The 21529-nt window shown below is 39.8% G+C and carries 15 protein-coding genes; 2 read left to right on the forward strand and 13 right to left on the reverse strand.

The genetic code is table 11. The annotated features are described in order from the left end of the window. Positions 1–39 precede the first annotated feature (39 nt). The 9 genes from R2Q85_RS22590 to R2Q85_RS22630 form a co-directional block, all read right to left on the reverse strand. Positions 40–2436: a glycoside hydrolase family 95 protein gene (locus R2Q85_RS22590; protein ID WP_316814073.1), complete on the reverse strand. Its 2397-nt coding sequence runs from the start codon at positions 2434–2436 to the stop codon at positions 40–42. A 39-nt stretch (positions 2437–2475) separates the two neighbouring features. After that, positions 2476–3378 carry an ectonucleotide pyrophosphatase/phosphodiesterase gene (locus R2Q85_RS22595; RefSeq protein ID WP_316814074.1) on the reverse strand — a complete coding sequence of 301 codons (903 nt, stop codon included), beginning with the start codon at positions 3376–3378 and terminating at the stop codon, positions 2476–2478. Positions 3379–3447: 69 nt separating this feature from the next. Further along, positions 3448–5712 (reverse strand): S9 family peptidase, encoded by a 2265-nt coding sequence (locus tag R2Q85_RS22600; protein ID WP_316814075.1) that lies wholly within the window; start codon positions 5710–5712, stop codon positions 3448–3450. 263 nt (positions 5713–5975) lie between these two features. Beyond that, a complete protein-coding gene (locus R2Q85_RS22605) occupies positions 5976–6860 on the reverse strand; it encodes an AraC family transcriptional regulator (RefSeq protein WP_316814076.1) in 885 nt (294 codons plus the stop codon). 176 nt (positions 6861–7036) lie between these two features. Beyond that, positions 7037–8281: an NAD(P)/FAD-dependent oxidoreductase gene (locus R2Q85_RS22610; protein ID WP_316814077.1), complete on the reverse strand. Its 1245-nt coding sequence runs from the start codon at positions 8279–8281 to the stop codon at positions 7037–7039. Between the two features lie 21 nt (positions 8282–8302). Then, on the reverse strand, positions 8303–9304 hold the full coding sequence (locus R2Q85_RS22615; RefSeq protein WP_316814078.1) for a 4-hydroxyproline epimerase: 1002 nt from the start codon (positions 9302–9304) through the stop codon (positions 8303–8305). Then, complete coding sequence (locus R2Q85_RS22620) at positions 9297–10883, reverse strand: aldehyde dehydrogenase (NADP(+)) (RefSeq protein ID WP_316814079.1); 1587 nt, start codon at positions 10881–10883, stop codon at positions 9297–9299. The genes R2Q85_RS22615 and R2Q85_RS22620 overlap by 8 nt, the downstream gene beginning before the upstream one ends. A 13-nt stretch (positions 10884–10896) precedes the next feature. Then, positions 10897–11814, reverse strand: coding sequence for a dihydrodipicolinate synthase family protein (locus R2Q85_RS22625; RefSeq protein WP_316814080.1), 918 nt, complete (start codon positions 11812–11814; stop codon positions 10897–10899). A 167-nt stretch (positions 11815–11981) separates the two neighbouring features. Further along, on the reverse strand, positions 11982–13181 hold the full coding sequence (locus R2Q85_RS22630) for a proline dehydrogenase family protein (protein ID WP_316814081.1): 1200 nt from the start codon (positions 13179–13181) through the stop codon (positions 11982–11984). 223 nt (positions 13182–13404) lie between these two features. Between R2Q85_RS22630 and pruA the strand changes: the two genes are divergently transcribed. Beyond that, entirely contained in the window at positions 13405–15057 is a 1653-nt protein-coding gene (pruA, locus tag R2Q85_RS22635; RefSeq protein ID WP_316814082.1) for an L-glutamate gamma-semialdehyde dehydrogenase, read from the forward strand. Here pruA and R2Q85_RS22640 read toward each other — a convergent pair. Continuing rightward, positions 15054–16313, reverse strand: coding sequence for a DUF6055 domain-containing protein (locus R2Q85_RS22640; protein WP_316814083.1), 1260 nt, complete (start codon positions 16311–16313; stop codon positions 15054–15056). The two genes, pruA and R2Q85_RS22640, sit on opposite strands and share 4 nt — an antisense overlap. Positions 16314–16588: 275 nt before the next feature. Continuing rightward, on the reverse strand, positions 16589–17899 hold the full coding sequence (locus tag R2Q85_RS22645; RefSeq protein WP_316814084.1) for a hypothetical protein: 1311 nt from the start codon (positions 17897–17899) through the stop codon (positions 16589–16591). A gap of 119 nt (positions 17900–18018) precedes the next feature. Here R2Q85_RS22645 and R2Q85_RS22650 point away from each other — a divergent pair, with 119 nt between their 5' ends. Next, positions 18019–20199, forward strand: coding sequence for an alpha-galactosidase (locus tag R2Q85_RS22650; protein ID WP_316814085.1), 2181 nt, complete (start codon positions 18019–18021; stop codon positions 20197–20199). 63 nt (positions 20200–20262) lie between these two features. On the opposite strand, the gene R2Q85_RS22655 is transcribed toward R2Q85_RS22650, so the two are convergent. Together R2Q85_RS22655 and R2Q85_RS22660 are read right to left on the reverse strand one after the other, a co-directional pair. Beyond that, entirely contained in the window at positions 20263–20595 is a 333-nt protein-coding gene (locus R2Q85_RS22655; protein WP_316814086.1) for a hypothetical protein, read from the reverse strand. 65 nt (positions 20596–20660) lie between these two features. Beyond that, positions 20661–21176: a peptidoglycan-binding protein gene (locus R2Q85_RS22660; protein WP_316814087.1), complete on the reverse strand. Its 516-nt coding sequence runs from the start codon at positions 21174–21176 to the stop codon at positions 20661–20663. Positions 21177–21529: the final 353 nt, after the last annotated feature.

A 21529-nucleotide genomic window follows, 5' to 3' on the forward strand; every position in this document is an offset into this window, starting at 1 on the left:
GGATGGCAGATTATAGGGTGTAGTTAAACACAAAGCATTTTAAAAGTAGACATGATAAGTTTGCCCAGCCATTGTGCTCAATTTCTTTATCTTAGCCCCATATTTAACTTCACAGTTCCCACCATTTCTGGAAAATATTTTTGCATAATTTAATTGCCCATCTTTCCAGCCCATGTCCATTACATAACCACCTCTGGCAACCAATCCTTTTACTTCTCCCTTTGGCCATTCCGCAGGCAAGGCAGGCAGCAGTTCTATATACCCCTGGTGACTTTGCAACAGCATTTCAGCGATACCTGCACCGCCACCAAAATTGGCATCAATCTGAAAGGGGGGGCAAGTACTTAATAGGTTTTCGTAGAGCCCGCCTTCCCCACTTTTTTTAACCTCTGGATCATTTGCATTCCGAAATAGTTTGGTGATCGCATTATATGCCATTGCACCGTTTTGCAACCTTGCCCATAGATTGATGCGCCAGGTAATTGCCCAGCCTGTACTTTCATTGGTTTTTATTTCCAGTGTTTTTTGTACAGCCTTGCTCAGCGCTGGCGAACCATATGTTGTAATTGTTTGGCCTGGATACAGACTAAAAAGATGCGACACATGCCTGTGCTTTGGTTCTGCGTCATCCCAATCGTAGTACCATTCCTGCAAATTTCCTTTTTTGCCAATTCTATAAGGCGGAAGTTTTGCCAGCGCTGCCTTTACTTTCAGCTGAGTTGCGGCATCCAGCTGTAAAATTTCCGAGGCTTTTAAATAATCCACAAAGAGTTCACGGATCATTGCCATATCTGCAGTGCTACCGTACAATGTTGCTCCTTTGTAACCAGTTAGACTTATGTATATATTTTCCGGAGAAGTAGAGGGGGCAGTCACAAGGTAGCCCTGTTTATCAGCAACCAAAAAGCTAAGGCAAAAATCTACCGCACCTTTCATCAAAGCGTAAGCCTGATTTTTTAAAAATGCCTTATCATTGGTAAATGCAAAATGCTCCCATAAATGGGTGCTTAACCATACACCACTCATTTGCCAGTTGGCCCAACATGGATGGCCTTGTCCATAGTCGCCTACCGGATTACTTATGGCCCAGAGATCAGAATTGTGATGACTTACCCATCCTTCAGCCTGGTAGTAGTTCTTAGCTGTAATTGCTCCTGTTTTTGCAATACGGCCAATAAAATCCATCAATGGCTGATGCATCTCTGTCAGATTTCCAGTTTCTGCCCCCCAATAATTCATTTGTGTGTTGATATTTAACGTATAATTGCTGCTCCACGGCGGTCTTACCATTTCATTCCATAATGCCTGAAGGTTAGTAGCCTGACCACCCGGCCTTGATGAACTAATCAGCAGGTAACGGCTGTATTGATAGAACAACGCAATCAGACTATTATCCGTTTTACCTGTTGCAAAGCGATTCAGCCTTTCAGTCGTCGACAGCTTTTCAAACTCCGTATCTCCCAATTGTATGGAAACCCGGTCAAAATATTTCCTGAAATCCTTTGTATGCCTTGTTTTAAGTATTTGATAATCTTTGCCAAATGCCCTATTGAGGTAAGCGGTTGCCAGTGCTACTTCATCCTTACCCTGCAAACCTGGGGCCTTATCAAAGCCATTAAAGCTTGTGGCCATTGAAAGTACCAACACTACTTCAGTGGCATTATTAATGTATAGGGAAGTATCACTTAAACGCTGTTTGCCATCCGTTTTAAGCACCTTTAAAATCGATACAAAACGCATTGCCTTTGAAGTATCGTTTACAATGGCATTGCGTATATTTCCTCTGTAATTGGGTTCTGTATGTACCGGCGCCCAGCCCTTCATCATCAAAGCATTGGCTTTAACCTGCCCCCTGGATAGCAATTTGCTATTAAAATTACAGGAAAAATTTAGTTTATCTTTACCCTTCGCCGTTAATTTAAATAGGATTACCTGATCAGGATGGGAAATAAAGGTCTCACGCGTATAGCTCGTGCCATTCACCTCATAACTTACTTTTGCTATGGCATTCTGTATATCAAGTTCCCGGCTAAAATTCTTAGGTGTTCCGGTAAAGTTAAAATCGAAATTAAGGTTACCCAGGGGCATGTATGCTTCCGAATACGGCCCTTGCATAAAGCGCATTAGTGAATCTGCCTTTTTATAATTCTCGTTAAAAAGCGCTGCTCTTACAGGTTTAAGATAGGTATGTGCAGTCGGGTTTACTTTAGTAGCATCAACCGGGCCTCCTGACCACAATGTACCCTCGTTTAGAGAAATTCTCTCGGTTTTTACACCACCGTAGATCATTGCAGCCAAACGGCCATTGCCAACAGGCAATGCTTCCTCAAATTGAGATGCAGGTTTGGCGTACCTAAGCTTTAAGGCATTATTTTCCTGCCCAAAGCATATGGCTTTAAATGCGCAGAGTAAGGTTAAGAGAAACACGAACTTCATTTTGTCAAAGGATTAAAATATAACGTTACAGAATGATCATCATTTAAATATTCCTTTTGGCAAGGTACCTGTCCAGGAATCCGGTAGCTTACTGATCCCAAAAATCCTGGCCAGTACCAAAGCTGTATTCTTATTGCTATTGAATTCCGTGATCAGTCCAGCTTTTTTAATCTGTGGTCCGGTAATGGCCCAGGGCACTTGCATCTCATTCATAGATACACCGCCATGCCCTTTATTGATACCACCATGATCGGTAATGAGCATAAAATGTGTATCATCGTAAATTTTTGCCGTCTTTAACTTGTCAAGCAATACGCCTATCTCCACATCCACATCTTCAATCGCCTTGATATATTCCGGCGACATCCAGCCAAAGCCGTGACCTGCATGATCGGTATGCACACTATACAAAAATACCAGCGCAGGACTTTTCTTATGCTGCAGCAAAAAATTGTAAGCTTTAAGATAATTCTCTTTATATTGATCCTTCTCTTCAAAAGAAACCTCATCAAGATAGGTTTTGTTAATGGGATTAATGAGCTCTTTCCAATTATAGTAATAAGCAATTTTGGTTGACTGTTTCTCCTCTTTCAAAACTTTAAAGATCGAAAGATAATAGCCATCTTTATCCGTTAACAAAGGAGTTAGTGAATGTTTCTGTAACGTCCACTCATTACTGGTAACACCGTGTTCTTCAGGCCCTGATCCGGTCATGTGGCTGGTCCAGTTGGGCAAGGTAATGGATGGCATTACCGGTCTTGTGGTTAAAGACAATACGCCGTCGGCTATCATCTTATCCAGATTAGGGTGTTTTGCTGTCTTGAACCCTTCAGTACTAAAACCATCCAACCCAATAATCAATACCCGGGCTGGTTTTTTCTGAGCAGTTGCAGAAAATGAAACCAGTACTAAAATCAGGATGTTAAAAAAATTTGTTCTCATGTTTAAAAGTTAAATTTAAAAAAAAATACGATTATAATCCTGATTTGGCCAGGGCAGCACTCCGGATCTTTAGAGGCTGTTCCAGTCTATGGAAGGTACGTTCAATAAATTCTGGATAAAGAAGTCTCTCTTTCTGCGTCGCCCGTAGGGCCCTCCATCCGTGTGCCCTGCACCGGGAATGGTCAGCAGTTCAAAATCCTTTTTTGCTTTTATCAGGGCATCCGCAACCCTATAGGTAGATTCCGGTGGAACGTTTGCATCATTCTCTCCCAGAATTAACATCAGCTTGCCTTTAAGATTAGCTGCATGGGTTACATTGGATTGTTCTTCATAATGTTTAGCTACCGGGTAGCCCATCCACTGCTCATTCCAAGGTTGTTTATCTACCCTGTTGTCATGGCACCCACATGAGGATACCGCGGCCTTATAAAAATCCGGATGAAACAAGAGCGCCCCAAGAGAATTTTGGCCACCTGCAGATGTGCCATAAATGCCGACCCTGCTGGTGTCTGCAAAGGGATATTTCTTTGCCATCGCTTTAATCCACAACATCCTATCTGGAAACCCTGCATCCACCAGATTTTTCCAGCAAACATCATGGAAAGCTTTGGAGCGGTTTGCAGTCCCCATTCCATCAATCTGTACAACGATAAAGCCGAGATCGGCCATACTCTGCATTTCGCCGTAGGCAACAAAGTTTTTGGGAACAAAGGAATCGTGTGGTCCTGCATAAATGTTTTCAACTACAGGATAGCTTTTACCTTTATCGAGGTTAAAAGGGAAGCAGACCACACCATAAATATCAGTAACGCCATCCCGGCCTTTGGCGGTAAAGGGCATCATTGTTTTAATTTTGTTTTTTTCCAGGTAAGACACATCTGACCGCTCAAGATCAGTCAATTTTTTACCATCAGAAGAGCGACGTAATTCATGCACCGGAGGCAAGTTTACCTGAGAATAGCTATCAACAAAGTAACGCATGTCCGGAGCATACTTAACTTTGTGGTTACCAACTTCCGGCGTAAGTGCAACCAGGTTATTTCCTGAAAAATTAATCTTATAAAAATGAACATTATAAGGATCCTCCCCCCTTACCATCCCGGAAGCCTGAAACCATATTTCCCTTTTTTCAACATCTACACTATCAATTCCCCGAACCACCCAGTTTCCCGAGGTAATGGGTTTAATGTTTTTTGATCTTACATCAACAAGATAAAGGTGACGATATCCGTCTTTTTCTGAGGACCAGATAATCTCATGGCTTTTGGGCAAAAATTTGGTATAAACCCGCCATAAGTAGATAAAAGTATTGGCCTGCTCATCTACAATGTTTTTTGTCATGCCTTCAGCAGCATTCACCTCAATAATGCGAAACCGCAGGTTTCCCCTGTCGGGCCTGTTGAACAAAAACTTTCTGGAATCAAAACTGAAATGAATTTCAGGAGGTCCGTTAAAATCTATCTTCGACATATCAACTTTTATTTGTTGTTTTTTGAGCTCCGCATTAAAAACATACATTTCAAAGCTGCTGTTTTCATCTCCAGGCTGAAAATACGGTGTACTGACCAGCTCCCCCCTTGTAGTATTTGGCACAGATGAACGCACTGTATAGACATTCTTCGCTTCAACTTTTCTAATTTTGTAGGCTAAGAAATACTTACTATCCGGAGACCAGACAATTTCTCCATAACCGAGTTCCGGCGTGCCGTCTATGGTTAACTGGACGGTGTCTTTAGTTTTTACTTTCCTTAAAAATATATTGTGCTGCATTACAAATACCGTCCATTCATTATTGGGAGAATTTTTAGTTGTTGCACCGCTCTTATTCCATTTTTTAAAAAGTATATTGTGCTTTATTTTTCCAGCGTTCCCAGCACCATTAAGCCGATTCAGTATATTCGTTTTCAGATTCAAGGTATACCATTGCTGTTTAACCATAAATCTTGCAATGTTAAGTCCCTCAGAAAACAAGGAGTCAGAAAATTTCACATCTGAAAGATTGAACCTTTCTCCGGTAAAATCGTTAACAGCTTTCAGCAGATACTGATCATCAAGGATCTTTTTTTTCTTTGTACTCAACGCATTAACCTCGTATACCGATCTCATCCCTGCTGAAAAACTAGTGTACCAAAACCCACTGTTATCTGCATGCCAGTTCGGTTTCAGGTCCAGATTATAAATATTTTTACCCACTGTTGAATCCAATAGCGCTATCCGCCGGTAAGCTTCAAGCAGCTCCCCTTTATTCGGTTTATAGGGATTGTTACTAACCTGTGCATGGAGTATCAGAAAAGGAAATAATGTAAAAGCAATAACGCAAAAAATAAATTTCATCTAAGCTTATTTTAATGGTAATCACGGAGGGCACTATCCCTTATGGATCATAAAAACCGAGTCAAAACTAGTTGATCTCAAAGGATATTGATTTGCACCGATTCACAATTACTCACCGGATATTAACCTATTCAGCTAAATCAGCCTGGTTATCCAAGCATAATTTTTTTATAATATTTATGTCAATAATCTCATTTTAAGCAGCAAAAAATTAGGTTTTAAAAATCACTACAGTGTGGCGGAACGCGAAAGCGCTAAAAGACTTATCCCGCCAGCTTGGCATAAGAGTCAATATAATCTCTGGGTGATTGGCCTATAATACTTTTGAATACCCTGTTGAAATTGGTAATGCTATTAAAACCAGCCTTATAGGCCACCAGCGAAATGCAATCAGCCCTTTCTCCGGAGATGAGGCTTTTGCAGGCATCGTTTATTCTTACCTCATTAAGGAACGATATGAAGGTATGCCTGGTATGTTTCTTAAAATACCTGCAGAATGCCTGAGGTGTCATGAAAGCAGCATTTGCCACATCTTCCAAAGAGATCTGGTTATTGTAATTTTCAGTAATAAAATTGATGATCTTGCTCAATCTGGCCCCTTCATTTTCTGTCACATCTGAAGAATACATATCTGAACATAATGGCTCTATATACTCGTTTAAGCCATGAATACCATTAATAAGCTTTAAAAAATTGAACAGCACATCCATACTCGATGAATGGTGTAAATTCATTATCTTTTCTGCGATAGCTTTCGCATAACGTTCAGGGATTTTAAAACCATGCTTATTTTTCATCAGAAAGGAGCTTACCGTCTTCATTTCGGGAAGGTTGAACAATGCCCCCAAAATTCCATTCGAATTGAAATAAACGGAGGTGGCCTTAATCGTTTTACTCTTGTCATCTGTGAAATACTCCGGATTGCTCTTAAAGAGATGGGGTAACTTCGCTCCAATAACAAAAATATCACCTGAACTAAAAGCATGCATTTCATTACCGGCAATGAGTGTCCCTTCTCCTTTTTTTATAATTGTGATCTGCCACTCATCATGCCTATGCAAGTACGGGTAAAAATGCGGTTGTTCAATCTGTTCCGATATCACACTCTTATCATCGGGTACAAAAATAGTAAATGGTAATACTTTCATTGGATGGTTAGTTTTAAGTCTGGTAATTACAGAACCAATGTATAGATTTTAACTCTAAAAACCCAAAAAAACCTAAACAAGGTTAAAATACTGCTACTATTTGCTAATATACAACAGAACTCATTTAAATACCTGTATGCCAAAGCTTAAGCCAACACAAAGAACTAAATCCATCACTACGCCCTTATTACCGAGAAAGGATCTAATTTTAAATCAGTAGATCCGCCTGAAATGATCTGGCTAACCAGCAAACCTGTTGCCGGGCCTAAACTAAGTCCCATCATACCATGCCCGGTGGCAATAATCAAATTTTGTCTGTTTAAGCTCCTTCCGATGTAAGGTAATCCGTCGGGCGATGAGGGCCTGAAACCATACCATATATCCTTTTTTGCCGGACTAGATGGTTTCAGATCCGGAAAATATGCGGGTACAGATTCCACGATCCCTTTAACCCTTCGCATATTTATCCTGGTATTGATCTTGTCCAACTCCATCGTCCCTCCATATCTGATGCTTCCATTCATGGGTGTGATGGCCACTCTGGCCTCACAAAGCAATGCGGGAATGGTTAGCCTGTTGCGGGGTTCCGGCTCCATAAAAGAGTAACCTTTGCCTGGCATCAGTGCAATCTTCGTATCAGCCAGCTTGGCCACCGCCGGCGACCAGGCTCCGGTAGCAATTACATATTGATCTGCTTCCCAGGCAGTAGCCCCCGTAAAAACCCTTACAATTTTATCCGCTGCAGTTTCAATCTTATCGACTTCCTTGCCCCGAATGATTTTAACACCATTATGCGTTAAATACTGAAGCAGGGAGTTCATTAGTTTGCCGGGGTAAAGATGCGCATCACAACGGTAGTGTACGGCCCCCAAAACATCAAGATTTAGAGCGGGCTGTAACGCCCTGCAGGCATCTGCATTTAAAACCGCCATATCCAATCCCAGTTCTGTCGCCCTTTGGGCCAGCTGCACTTCTTCCTCTCTTGCCTTTTCTGTTTTATAAAAAGCCAGAATGCCATTATTTGTGAATTCGAAATCAAAACCTGGTTCTTTCGCCAGATCCTCATACAGTTTTTTACTGAGCAAAGATAAATCTCTCAAAGGCCCGGCAGATTCGCTGACATGTTTTTCGTTGGCATGTTTCATAAACTGTATACCCCAGTTGATAAGATTACCGTTTAAAGAAGGGCGTACATAAAAAGGACTTTTACTATTGAACATCCAGCGAATGCCCTGTTTAATCATCCCCGGGGCTGCTAAAGGCACAAAATGACTCGGCACAATCATACCCGCGTTACCAAAAGAGCAATTATCACTAATATCCCCTTTATCCAGAACTGTGACCTGGTAACCCTTCTTCTGCAGGTAATAAGCGGAACTTAAGCCCACAATTCCAGCTCCTATTATTAAGATCTTTGTCATTCTTTATCTTTATTTGGTTTATTAGATTACCTGAAACCCGTGTGCATAAGGATCATCCCCAGAATCGATGTTGATGGTATTGTAACCGAACACTTTTGCCCAGCCTTCTACACTTGGTATAATGGCCCTTATTCCATTAAGCTCTACTTCTTCTTCTACCCTCCCGGTGAACTTACTGCCAATAAAACTTTCGTGGATAAAATCTTCACCCTGCTTTAACTTTCCCTTGGCGTACCATTGTGCCATACGGGCGGAAGTGCCTGTACCGCATGGTGAGCGGTCTATCGCTTTATCGCCATAAAAAACTGCATTCCTGGCTGTAGAAGCTGGGTCTATGGTTTTGCCTGTCCATAGCACATGGCTACATCCATTAATGGTGGCATCAAGCGGATGAACGAAAGTGTATTGTTCATTGATCCGCTTCCTGATCGTCTGGCTCCAGGTAACCAACTGTGAGGCGGTGTAGTTTTCCAGACCCCGAAAATTATCCTGAGGATCAATAATGGCGTAGAAATTTCCACCATAAGACACATCAAAAGTAAGTAAGCCCAATTCCGGGCATTCAACCGTTAGCTGCTCTGCAGCCAGGTAAGAGGCTACATTTTTTAACTTCACTGATTTAACCTTTTTGCCCTCCAGCTTATATTCGATCAGGACCAGGCCGGCAGGGGCTTCCATACGGATTATACCTGGTATTTTAGGTTGAATCAAGCCTTCTTCTATAGCAATCGTAATGGTGCCAATGGTACCGTGGCCGCACATAGGCAGGCAGCCACTGGTTTCGATAAACAAAACAGCTACATCATTGGCCGGATCATGAGGCGGATAAAGAATACTGCCCGACATCATATCATGGCCACGTGGTTCAAACATCAGTCCTGTTCTGATCCAATCAAACTCCCTCAAAAAATGTTGCCGCTTTTCGCTCATATTTAAGCCATTAAGCTGTGGGCCACCACCCGCAACCAACCTTACCGGATTTCCGCAGGTATGTGCGTCTACGCAAAAGAAAGTTTTACTCATGTTCATTTGTTAATTTTTGATTAACCGTTCTAAAAATACCCAATGGGTTTCCGTCCTTTAGCTCATCAGGCAATAACTCCCGGTCCCAATCCTGATAAGCCAATGGCCTTACAAACCGATAAATGGCTGCTGAGCCCACAGAAGTAAAACGGCTATCATTTGTTGCCGGGAACGGACCGCCATGCTGCATTGCTGCACAGACCTCTACCCCCGTTGGCACACCATTCAAAATGAGCCTTCCCGTTTTATCCATCAGCTTATTCAGCAAAGATTGATAATCTTTAAGTTCATCCTTTTCGGCCATCAGCGTTATGGTCAGTTGTCCCTCCAACGCGGTAGTGGCTGCTTCCAATTCTGACATGTTTTTAGCCACTACCAGGAGGGAATATGGTCCAAATATTTCTTCACTAAGCTTTGGATTATTTATAAAATCATTTGCGCTAACCTGTGCAACCATTGCCTGCGATTGATTCAGGAGTTCATAATTTTTAACTGATGAGGCAGATAAAAGCGCTATACCATATTTATGAATAACTTCGGTAGAAAGCTTGCTGTAATTATTGGCTATTCCTTCAGTAAGCATCGTAGCAGATGGAAAAGTAAAAATCACTTCCTTTAAAACAGATTTAAATTTTTCGAGTGCCGGCGACTGAACAGCGAGCATTAAACCAGGATTGGTGCAAAACTGCCCTGCACCTAAAGTAATAGATGCCGCATATTTTTTAGCCAGTTCTTCTGCCTGGTTCTCCATTGCCTGCGGAAGAAAAACGACTGGATTGATGCTGCCCATTTCCGCAAAAACGGGAATAGGCTGCTCCCTTTGCTGCGCAAGGTTAATCAGGGCCATGCCACCTCTAAATGAGCCTGTAAACGTCACTGCCTTTGTTAGCGGATGCTGTACCAAGCATGTGCCTATACTATAACCATCATCATATAAAAGCGAGAACACACCTTTTGGCATTCCGGTTTTTTCCACTGCTTTTATGATAGCCCCGCCAACCAGTGCGCTCGTGCCGTAATGTGCAGGATGTGCCTTTACCACCACGGGGCAGCCGGATGCCAGTGCCGATGCGGTATCACCACCCGCTACAGAAAAGGCAAGCGGAAAATTGCTCGCCCCAAAAACAACCACCGGGCCAATCGGGATCAGCATTCGCCTGATATCCGGCTTTGGTAAAGGTTGCCTTTCAGGCAATGCCATATCAATAGTTGCACCAACCCAGGAACCTTCAGCAACCAGATTGGCAAACAACCTCAATTGTCCCGTAGTTCTGCCCAATTCACCCTGTAAACGGCCCAAAGGCAAACCACTTTCTGCAGATGCCCTGTTAACCAACTCCTCACCGATATTGGCAATCTCATCTGCAATGGCATTTAAAAAAGCAGCTTTCAGCGCTTTATTCAGGCCTTTATAGTTCTGAAAAGCTATAGTCGCCGATGTCAAAGCATCGTGAACCGTGCTTTTACTGGCTTTGAAAAAATCTCCGTCCAACTGCAATCCCGTTGCCGGGTTCACAGCTTTCAGTTTTTTTTCATTGGCAGCTGTGTATGCGCTGGCTACAATATTTTTACCGTTCATATTAGATTCTAGCTTATTTTCCCCAGCTACCAGCAGGCAATTCCGGACGAACAGCCAATGCATCATTAATAATTTTCCATACTTTTTCCCTTTCTGCACCTTCAATAGCCAGGCGGGGTGCGCGCACGTTTTCGGTTCCCAGCCCTGTAGCAACTTCGGCCATCTTAATGTATTGCACCAACTTTGGATGAACATCAAGTTCAAGAACAGGTAAAAACCAGCGGTAAATCGTTAAGGCTTCGGCAATACGGTTTTGTTTGATCAACCTGAAAATCGCAACTGTTTCCCTTGGAAAAGCATCAACCAAACCTGCTACCCATCCATCAGCCCCCATAACGATACTTTCCATAGCTAAAGGATCTACACCTGTCAGAATTTTGAAGCGGTCACCGAAACGATTGATCAGCCTTGTTACATTTGAAACGTCTCGTGTGGACTCCTTTATTGCCTGAATATTATCATATTTAGACAAAGCTTCAAACATATCCAGGGTTACTTCAATCTTGTAATCTACTGGATTGTTATAGATCATGATCGGTAAACGGGTGTTTTCAGCAACTGCCGAAAAAAAAGCAACCGTTTCATCCTGTGAGGCATAATAACGCATTGGGGGTAAAAGCATCAAACCATCGGCGCCAATTTTTTCTGCTTTTACAGCTACTTCAATTGCTTTTTTTGTTGTAGCCTCAGAAATGTTCAATACAACGGGCACCCTTCCGTTTACAAAACTCAGCGTATGTGACAATAGCGCAAATTTCTCCTCATCACTAAGCACACTGGCTTCGCCAAGTGATCCGCCCAGGACAATACCATTTACTCCTGCCTCCAGTTGCGCCTCGATATTTATATCGAAAGCTTTAAAATCCAATTCATCGTTTGCTGTAAATTTGGTAGTTACAGCAGGGAAAACCCCAGTCCAATTTATACTCATATCAGGTCTGTTATAATTTAAATATTTTAGGTAAACAAAATCCGTTCATCATCCGTCCGTACGACAATCGAATACAAAGGTAGGTTAAGGCTTGCGACAGCTATCGTTGGATTTTAACCGATATTAGCTAAAAATAGGCCGATTACATTAGGAGATCAATTATCACTTTAAAAATCTTTTCTTCTTTTCAATTCTCTGCTAATCAATAATAACTCCCGGCTGGTTTGCCCCGCCACCGACGTGTTTTCCTGCGCACGCCTCATCAGATAAGGAACAACCTCAGAAATAGGCCCATAAGGTAAATATTTACTTACAGAATACCCAGATTTGGCAAGGTTAAACGTAATGTTATCACTCATACCGTATAATTGTGAAAAGTGAATATGGGGATGGCCTCTTTCCAGTCCAAATTCCTCGAGCAGCTGTAATGCCTGTAAGTTGCTTTGCTCATTGTGTGAAGCTATGATCAGAGCAACTGTGGATATATTTTCAAAGCAATACCTTAATCCCCTGTTAAAGTCTGTATCTGTTGCATTTTTATTTAACTGGATCGGGCAGGGATAATTTAACCGGGCAGCTCTTTCTCGTTCTTTTTCCATATATGCACCTCTTACAATCTTTACTCCCAATACATATCCAGCTTTATGTGCATCATTTATACTATCCACTAAAAATGGATAACCATACTTGGTATAAAACTGTATGGTATTATAAACAATTGCTTTATCAGTATTGTATTTACGCATCATTTTTTCTGTGAGGCCGTTGATCGTATTCTGTATCCATGATTCTTCGGCATCTATTAGAATTCCAATATGATGACTTGCAGCTGACCGGCAAATGAGTTCAATCCTTTTGACAAGTTCATGCCACTCTTGCCTTTCGGCAGTTGTGAGCGTTCCAAGGTTCATTTGTATCCCAGATTCAGTTCTATATACTTTACTATTTATTTTTTCAAGTAGCTCAAAGCGACCTAGTCCGGTAACTTTAATGCTGATGAACGGAATATTTTGTTTTGTTGCAGCATGAGAGATAAGATTCAAGAACTCTTTACAGGCCATTCTAAAACTATCTTCATGATCTTTTCCTTCGGCACCATAGTCCAGGATTGCATTCACTTTATGCAGCAGTAGCAATTGTAAAGTTCCGTCAGTAGCTGGCAAATTTTCTCCACCAACAAATTGTTTAAACAAAGTATTCCTGATCAGATTTTTCACCGGCAATTTCCACTTTAATGCGAATAATGTCAGGCTTATTCCAGGCTTTACTAACCAGCTAAATCTCATTATCGAAAACAATTGCCCGGCCTTTTTCAATTCTTTATCAGTTTTATAACCAAATCCTATTGCTGTATTTTCAAAATCCATAAGTGTGATTTTTGAGTTGTTGATGTAATTTTATACATCAAATGTATACAGCTTTCATATGTATTTTAACATCGGGTTAATATTTGATAATAGATGGATAAAATCCTACCAAACAGTCAGTTGTTGAAATTCCACATCGACAATTTATGGTTATATATGGTTAATTTCTGCACTGTCAATTTTGATCAAATAGGCGTTCTTTGACCAAAAATTAAGTAAGACAATGACAAAAGGCTTTTTTAATGTTCCCGTTCCCGTGAACGAAACAGTGTTACAATATGGGTTAAGCAGTCCTGAAAGAAAATTATTAAAGGTTGCAATTGAAAAGGCATACAGCCAACAATTGGATATACCAATGTACATCGGCGACAAGGAAATCAGGACCAATAAAAAAATTGCCATTCATCCGCCACATAGGCATAGTCATGTATTGGGATATTATCATGAAGGTACAGCGACGGAAGTAAATGCAGCAATTGATGCAGCACTTCAGGCTAAATTATCCTGGGAGTTAATGCCCTGGGAACACCGTGCCGCAATCTTTCTGAAAGCCGCAGATTTGATCGCAGGACCATATCGTTACGAAATTAATGCAGCTACAATGCTGGGCCAGTCTAAAAATGCCTACCAGGCAGAAATTGATGCAGCTTGTGAGATGATAGACTTTTTAAGGTTTAATGTAAAATATATGAGCGATATTTATGCTCAGCAGCCGCCAGTTTCACCATCGGGTTCATGGAACAGAATAGAACAAAGGCCTCTTGAAGGATTTGTTTTTGCGCTTACTCCTTTTAATTTTACAGCAATTGCCGGAAATTTGCCAACTTCTGTTGCAATGATGGGTAATGTTGTAGTATGGAAACCTTCGAATACCCAGATCTATTCTGCCCAGGTGTTAATGAGCGTTTTTAAAGAAGCTGGTTTACCAGCTGGGGTAATCAATTTAATTTATGTTTCAGGACCTGTAGCTGGCGAAGTTATATTTAACCATGCCGACTTTGCAGGCATTCATTTTACAGGATCAACAAAAGTGTTCCATGATATATGGAAAACAATCGGGACAAATATCCACCGTTATAAAAGTTATCCCAGGATAGTAGGTGAAACAGGCGGTAAAGATTTTATTGTTATCCACCCTTCGGCAAATGTTGCCACAAGTGCTACCGCCGTACTGCGCGGAGCATTTGAATATCAGGGACAGAAATGTTCTGCCGCTTCGAGATTATATGTAGCTGCTTCTATATGGCCCGCAGTAAAACAAAAATTATTGGCAGACCTGACTACTGTCAAAACCGGACCCGTAGAAGATTTTGGTAATTTTATCAATGCAGTAATAGATGAAGCTTCATTTGATAAACTTACAACAGTAATTAAAAATGCTAAAACTCATAAAGAAGTAGAGATCATTGCAGGTGGCAAATTTGATAAATCAGTTGGGTATTATATTGAACCTACAATTATTGAAAGCAAAGATCCGCTGTACGTGACTATGCAGGAGGAACTGTTTGGCCCGATACTTACGGTATTTGTATATGAAGATGATCAGTTTGAGGCAACCTTAAACCTCATTGATACTACTTCGGGTTATGCATTAACAGGTGCTATTATAGCAAGGGATAGAGAAATAATAGCAAAGGCCTCGCATATTTTGAGAAATTCTGCTGGTAATTTTTATATCAACGACAAGTGTACCGGTGCAGTAGTTGGACAGCAGCCATTTGGAGGTTCACGAGGTTCAGGAACAAATGACAAAGCAGGATCTCTGATTAATTTGTTAAGGTGGGTATCACCACGTGCAATTAAGGAAACATTTAATCCGCCTGTGGATTATTTCTATCCTGCTTTCGAAATAGAAAAGGCTTCCAATGCATTTTAAGAACTTTTGTTTAAGCTCGTTCCTGATAATTTAATTTGGTAAGGATATTTAGGAATATTTTCAGCTTTTCTGTCTAAAGTAACATGTGAAGGTGGTGCAGCAGTAACTATTAGCCAAAGATATTTGGTGTTTTGCGGCACTTTAAATGTCGCCATATCATTAATTCCGGAATGTATCTTACTATATACCCTACTACCATTAGCTATGTAGGCAGCAAAACCAAATCTCCATCCGGCATCTGGTTCTTTAGAACCTTTGTTACCATTTGACACGAGACCTTGAAATTTAACAGCAACATTGGTACGAACCGCCGGTACATTTAGCTTTATAGCATTGTAGCCATAGCTTTCCGGACAATTTTCAGGAGCAATTCTGAGCCATCCGCTGTCAGCTTCAATTAATTTACTGTAATGCTGATTAGCATATTTTTTCGCCACATCATTAACCCTCTTTATATCCCAGGTAACAAATCGCCTTGAGGCATCAAACATCTCATCATTAAACTTAGCCTGGTCTATTCTATTAATGCGTTTGTAAGTTTGTACCGGATCTTCACCCTTTTTTACCGCCCTAAGCAGTTTACCATAGAATTTTTCCCCATGTATAGCTGCCCAATATTCGATTACAAATGGTGAATGATATGCATTAACTGGATGAAGAAAGGCATGATGCGTATTTGCCAGAAAACCTTTCAGGTGGTAATTTTCGAATGTAAGCCAATCTGGATACACTTGCCACAACATATATTGGGCACCCATTTCATTTATAGCACCTTTGAAACTTGTTTCACTATTATCGCATTCTGCCAGGAATTGGAATACATGCCCCAGCTCATGAGCAAGAACACCATAAGGTTCTTTGTTGATGCGCACGGCCGGTGACCATAAAATTCCAACCTTATTTTCTACACCCCACCCATAAGCAGTGCTGTTTTTACCACCAGTAATAAAAAACAAAATTTTATATTTATCACTTACAGAACTACCTTTTTTAATAATCTTCAGTTCTTCAACATAATATTTATAAAACCGCTCTAGTTCAATAAGTTCTCTTCTAATGTCAAATCTATGGGTCAAGTCATTATTTGCCAAAGGATCATTGCCGTATTCCTTGGCCCAATAAACCATAAAGTTTTCAGTTTGTGCACTTCTTTTATTACTGTACTCGCTCTCATTGTTATTAAAGTCGTTATTGTCCGGTACTGTAGAGATTTTTTTGGGGAGATAAACTTCTTTGCCACCATTAAAATTAGCCATTGTTTTAAGGCTTATGCACAATAGGATTAGCGTTAATAGTTTTATGGAAAATCGGTTCATGAAAGTAGATCTTAAATTTATCAAATTTAACCGCGAAAGAAAGCTATAATGAACCTTAACCTATACAAATACCCATCAAAAAAATGGATGAATAACTATTTAAAAAACAACAGGTTAGATTGTTACCCCATTAAAAAATGGAGCAAGAAAATATCAACATTTCTCACCTAAAGCAGAAATTTAAGTATAAATTAATAAAAAGAGGAGTATTAAGATTAGAAAACTTCTTTAGTCTTAAGGTCTTGAATTTCAGGGGAGATAGCTTTACCAATCCCGCTAAACAAAATTTTCACGCCCATAACATTGCCAATTGAGCGAGTATATTTAGTGGAAAATACTTTTTTACCATTCAGGATAAGAGAAACAACTTTGTTTTCAACTTTTAAGTTAATATCACCACCAAATTCTGGGTTAAAGGCTAATTTTCCTAAAAACTGATCCGACCCTGTTACTTTCACTTCAGAAAAAGTATACCTTGAAAGGGCCACACAACTTTCTCTGAATAAGGTGATCAAATGTCGATCTTTCTCCCCTAATATAATAATAGTAGTTTCTATACACTGCGTACCTGGCCTGGTTTGTTCGGCAAAAACCTTGGTATAGAAAGAAAAGTTATCTCCGCTAATAGTTGATGGGTGAATATTACTAAAGCCAATCAAGAAAGGTTTCTTTGTATCAAGCCCTGCTGAATCTAACTGCGCAGCAGAAACCGATATATTTTTCGGATCAAGTGCCTTTAAACGAGCAATAGGATATGCTCTTGATGTATCGTTACCAGAATTAGCCACCCAACCTTTGGTTTGCAAACAAACAGATACAGTATCTATGGGTTTATTATGATGTAGTAGCGTTACATAAACTACACCTGGATTTTTAAAAAACCGGGTTATCTTTTTGTTCCCTGTAATTGTAGCTGGAAGTGCTTCTTCCATACAATCAAGTTGAAACGCTTCATTCTTGTCAAAAAACTTGTTAGACGTCAGCTGGAAAACTGCCGTATGGGGAACTTCGCCAAAGGGATTTTCACAAACCAGTTGTACCCCATCTGGATTTTGGTTTCTATTCCAAAATAAAATAAAGGCTACAAAACTAAGTAGAACTAAAGTACCCAAGCTTACAATTAAGCGATATAATTTCTTAGACTTACGCTCATTAATCTTGGTTGATGATGCTTGATTATTATACTCAGTACTAATGGCTTTTTTATTTTCAGCCTTTGCCGATGAGTAAACAAGTTCAAACTCCTGCCAATCTCTATAACCTATAAATTGTGCTAAGGCATCTCGTGTTGCCTTCTGCGGAAAATAGCGCTTGGGTGTTTTTAATCTGCCAAATATTCTCTTTAGTGTATTTTCACTTAAATAAACTTTGGTTTGCTTACCTAACTGACTGCTTAAGCTATTATAATCCGATGCCCGCCATTCGTTAATAGGCTTATCTCCCATTTTTTCAATAATCTTTTGACAGCACCTATCAAGTGTGTCAAACAAAACAGGATCATCAGACTGTACAGAACTTGAGCTCATAACTTAATATCTATCTAATAATTAATTACTTATAGCTACAAAATATTGTTAGCTATTTGTATGTGCAATTATAATTTTTACCGGGTATTTAGAAATAAATTTACAACAAATGCCTAAATATGATCAAAAAAAAAATATTATTAGTTTATCTTATCATGTCATTCGGACTAACAAATTTCGCTCAACAAGCTATTTCAATTGCTACAAAAAGCAATGTACTCATTTTAGAAACAGATAAAGATAATTCATTGTTATCATCGTATTTTGGCAAAAAATTAAATAATGAGCATGAATATCCCACTATTCAAAGCCTCGATAAATATAAACCGGGTTCTGATGACCTTTTTAACAAAAGAGAGGCCTATATCGCTTCAGGATCACTCAACTTATTAGAGCCAGCTTTAACTGTAACACATAGCGATGGTAACAAATCGACTGTACTTACATTTTCTAACGTCGAGACGGAACAGATCGATCAAAACAGAAAACTAACGAGCATTGTACTCAAAGATGCCAAATACCAATTTCAGGTTGTTTTAAAATATCTGGCCTATTACAATGAAGATGTGATTGAACAATGGGTAGAAATCAAACATCAGGAAAAAGGAATTGTTGTACTCAATAAATATGCTTCAGCTAACCTAACCTTAAGCGGTAAAAAATTCTTCTTGAAAAACCATTATAGTGGTGCTACACGAGAAATGCGTTCGGAAGAACAGCAATTGCTGCACGGCATTAAAACCATTGATTCTAAACTGGGAACCAGAACAAACCTGTTACATTCCTCGTCATTTATGATATCAATAGACCAGCTTGCTACTGAAGATGCTGGAGAGGTCATTGCAGGTTCATTGGCTTGGTCTGGAAATTTCAAACTCGATTTTGAAACCTTTGACGAATATTATTTAAGAATCACAGCTGGAATCAACAATTTTTCCTCTAATTATACTTTAAAAGCAGGAGAAAACTTTATTACCCCACGTTTTGTATACACTTATTCAACATCTGGAAAAGGTTTAGCTAGCAGAAACTTACAAAGTTGGGTCAAAAATTATCAGTTATTGGATGGAAAAGGAGAAAGATTAACGATTTTAAATAATTGGGAAACCACCTATTTCGATTTCAATGACGAAAAGCTAAATGAATTAACTAAAGACACTAAAAAATTAGGCGTTGATGTTTTCTTATTGGATGATGGTTGGTTTGGGAACAAATACCCACGTAATGGTTCTACTTCTGGCTTAGGCGATTGGCAATATAACAAGCAAAAGCTAAAGAATGGAATTAGTGCCCTAGGTAAAGAAGCTACTGCAAATGGTGTGAAATTCGGCATCTGGTTAGAGCCAGAAATGGTCAATCCAAAAAGTGAACTTTATGAAAATCATCCTGATTGGATTATTAAACAGCCCGAAAGAAAAGAATATTACATGCGCAATCAGTTAGTTTTAGATTTAACCAACTCAAAGGTTCAAGATTTTTTGTTCAAAACCGTTGATGATATTTTTAAAGAAGTGCCAGAGCTAGCTTTTATCAAATGGGATTGCAATTCATTAATATATAATGCTAATTCTACTACTTTAAAAAATCAGGATCATTTTTATTTAGAATACGTGATAGGATTAAATAACGTGTTAGAGAGAATTAGAGCAAAATACCCTAAAGTACCAATGATGCTTTGTGCAGGCGGAGGCTCAAGAGTTGATTATGCAGCATTGAAATACTTTACTGAATTTTGGCCAAGCGACAATACCAATCCATATGACAGGATTTTTATCCAGTGGGAATATTCTTATTATTTCCCTTCTATTGCTATTGATAATCACATCACCGATATGGGCAATCAGCCTATCAAATTTAAAACGGATGTAGCCATGATGGGCAAATTGGGATACGATGTCCGCGTAAATGAATTGAGCAAAAATGATTTACTTTTTAGCCAAAATGCAGTTCAAACTTATACTAGTTTTAAAAATATTGTTTGGCATGGACAACAATACCGTTTGCAAGATCCTTACGAAAACAAAGTAGCTTCAATTTCTTATGTAAATGATGCAAGAGATGAAGCTATCGTTTTCAATTATTACGTTGCAACGCTTTTCACTAATGGTGTTTCACTGCCAATTAAACTAAAAGGATTAGATCCTGCAAAAAAATATAAAATAGAAGAAATCAATCTTTATCCAGGAACAAAATCTCCAATTGATAAAGAGAAAACATATTCAGGAGATTTCTTAATGAAGGTTGGTTTTAATCCACAGGTAAATGCGAATAGAACCAGTGTAATTTTGAGAATAAAGTAAACTTATGAATCTTAAGCGGGTTGAAATAATTACCGGCAGAAAACTAATTCTGCCGGCATACTTCTAGCTAAGCCAGGAGTATAGTTTTCTATAAACGAGATATAATCCAAAAACAGCAACGGCTACTCCAAAATAAATCCACAATTTAACCTGCTCAGTTTGCTTAGTAGCAATTTTAGTTTCTTCATTCGCTTTCGCAAGCGATTTCAACTGTCCGGTTTTATTCAGAGCTACCTGTTCTTTGATGTACTTAAACTGATAAAATCCGCTGTCTGTCCAATAAGTGTATATTTGGGTTTCTTTATTGGTGTTTTTCAAGATCAGCATATTAGCTTCCGTTTGTTTTGATGAGGATTGGCTTTCTTTATGAGTGGTTCGGGTTGTTTTTTTAAACATACTGCAGCCTGCAAAAAGGATTGCAAAGTAAAACAACAATAAGACAAATAATACATATAACGGTTTCATTGTGTACCTCCTTTCCTGGTCCAGTCTGCATAACACCGGATGGTTCTAAAATGCCTTGTCCTGGCGTAAACCCCATCCCCTTCCCTGCTTCCCGGTAAACTGGTATTGGCTTCGATGGTGCCTATCCAGTCGCCTTTTACCTGCAAAACGAAACCACAATGCGCTATTCTTTTTAAGGCCGGGAAGTAGATGCCGAAAATATTCCCTGGAGCGGCTGCTTTTACCAGAAACTTTGTTGGAAATAATGCCGGGGACCAAGCCGTTCTGGGTTGATCGTATCCGGCCTTTTTGAAAGCCCAGGAAATAAATGCAGCGCAATAAGGATGGCCTTTGGGTAAACCAACTGTTGCCAGATATTGTTCAACGCGCTTCCCATCGTTACGGCCCGTAGTTTCCCTAACACCTACCTCCGCGCGTGCTATACTAAGCGCTAACATATCGCGCTCAGGCATCCGATCGCTGTTAACAACAGTAAACCAAATGATGCAAAGTAAAATCCTAGCTGTTTCCATGATTCCATTTTTTTAAACTGTACAACCATATTCCCCAACGCGGGCAAACCTAAACTCATCCAAAACCGCTGTAAAAGCCACCAGCATAAACCGGTCACGATCAGAAAGCAGATTAGGCTCAACAGGATCAGCAGCCAGATATTAGGATCTATATATCCAACTGTTGGATCAGAACGCATCATCCAATGCTGCAACAAAGGCCATAACAACAATAGTAGCCCAATTAACAAGTACCCAGCATAATTTTCCGAAATACCATCTCTTACTATTTTCAAAGTATTCATAACATTCATTTTAATGATTAATAAATAAGAAGGCTGCTGAGGCTGCGTTTGCCTTTACACGTCATCTGC

Origin of the sequence: Pedobacter heparinus, assembly GCF_032678725.1 — a bacterium.
GTDB lineage: Bacteria > Bacteroidota > Bacteroidia > Sphingobacteriales > Sphingobacteriaceae > Pedobacter > Pedobacter heparinus_A.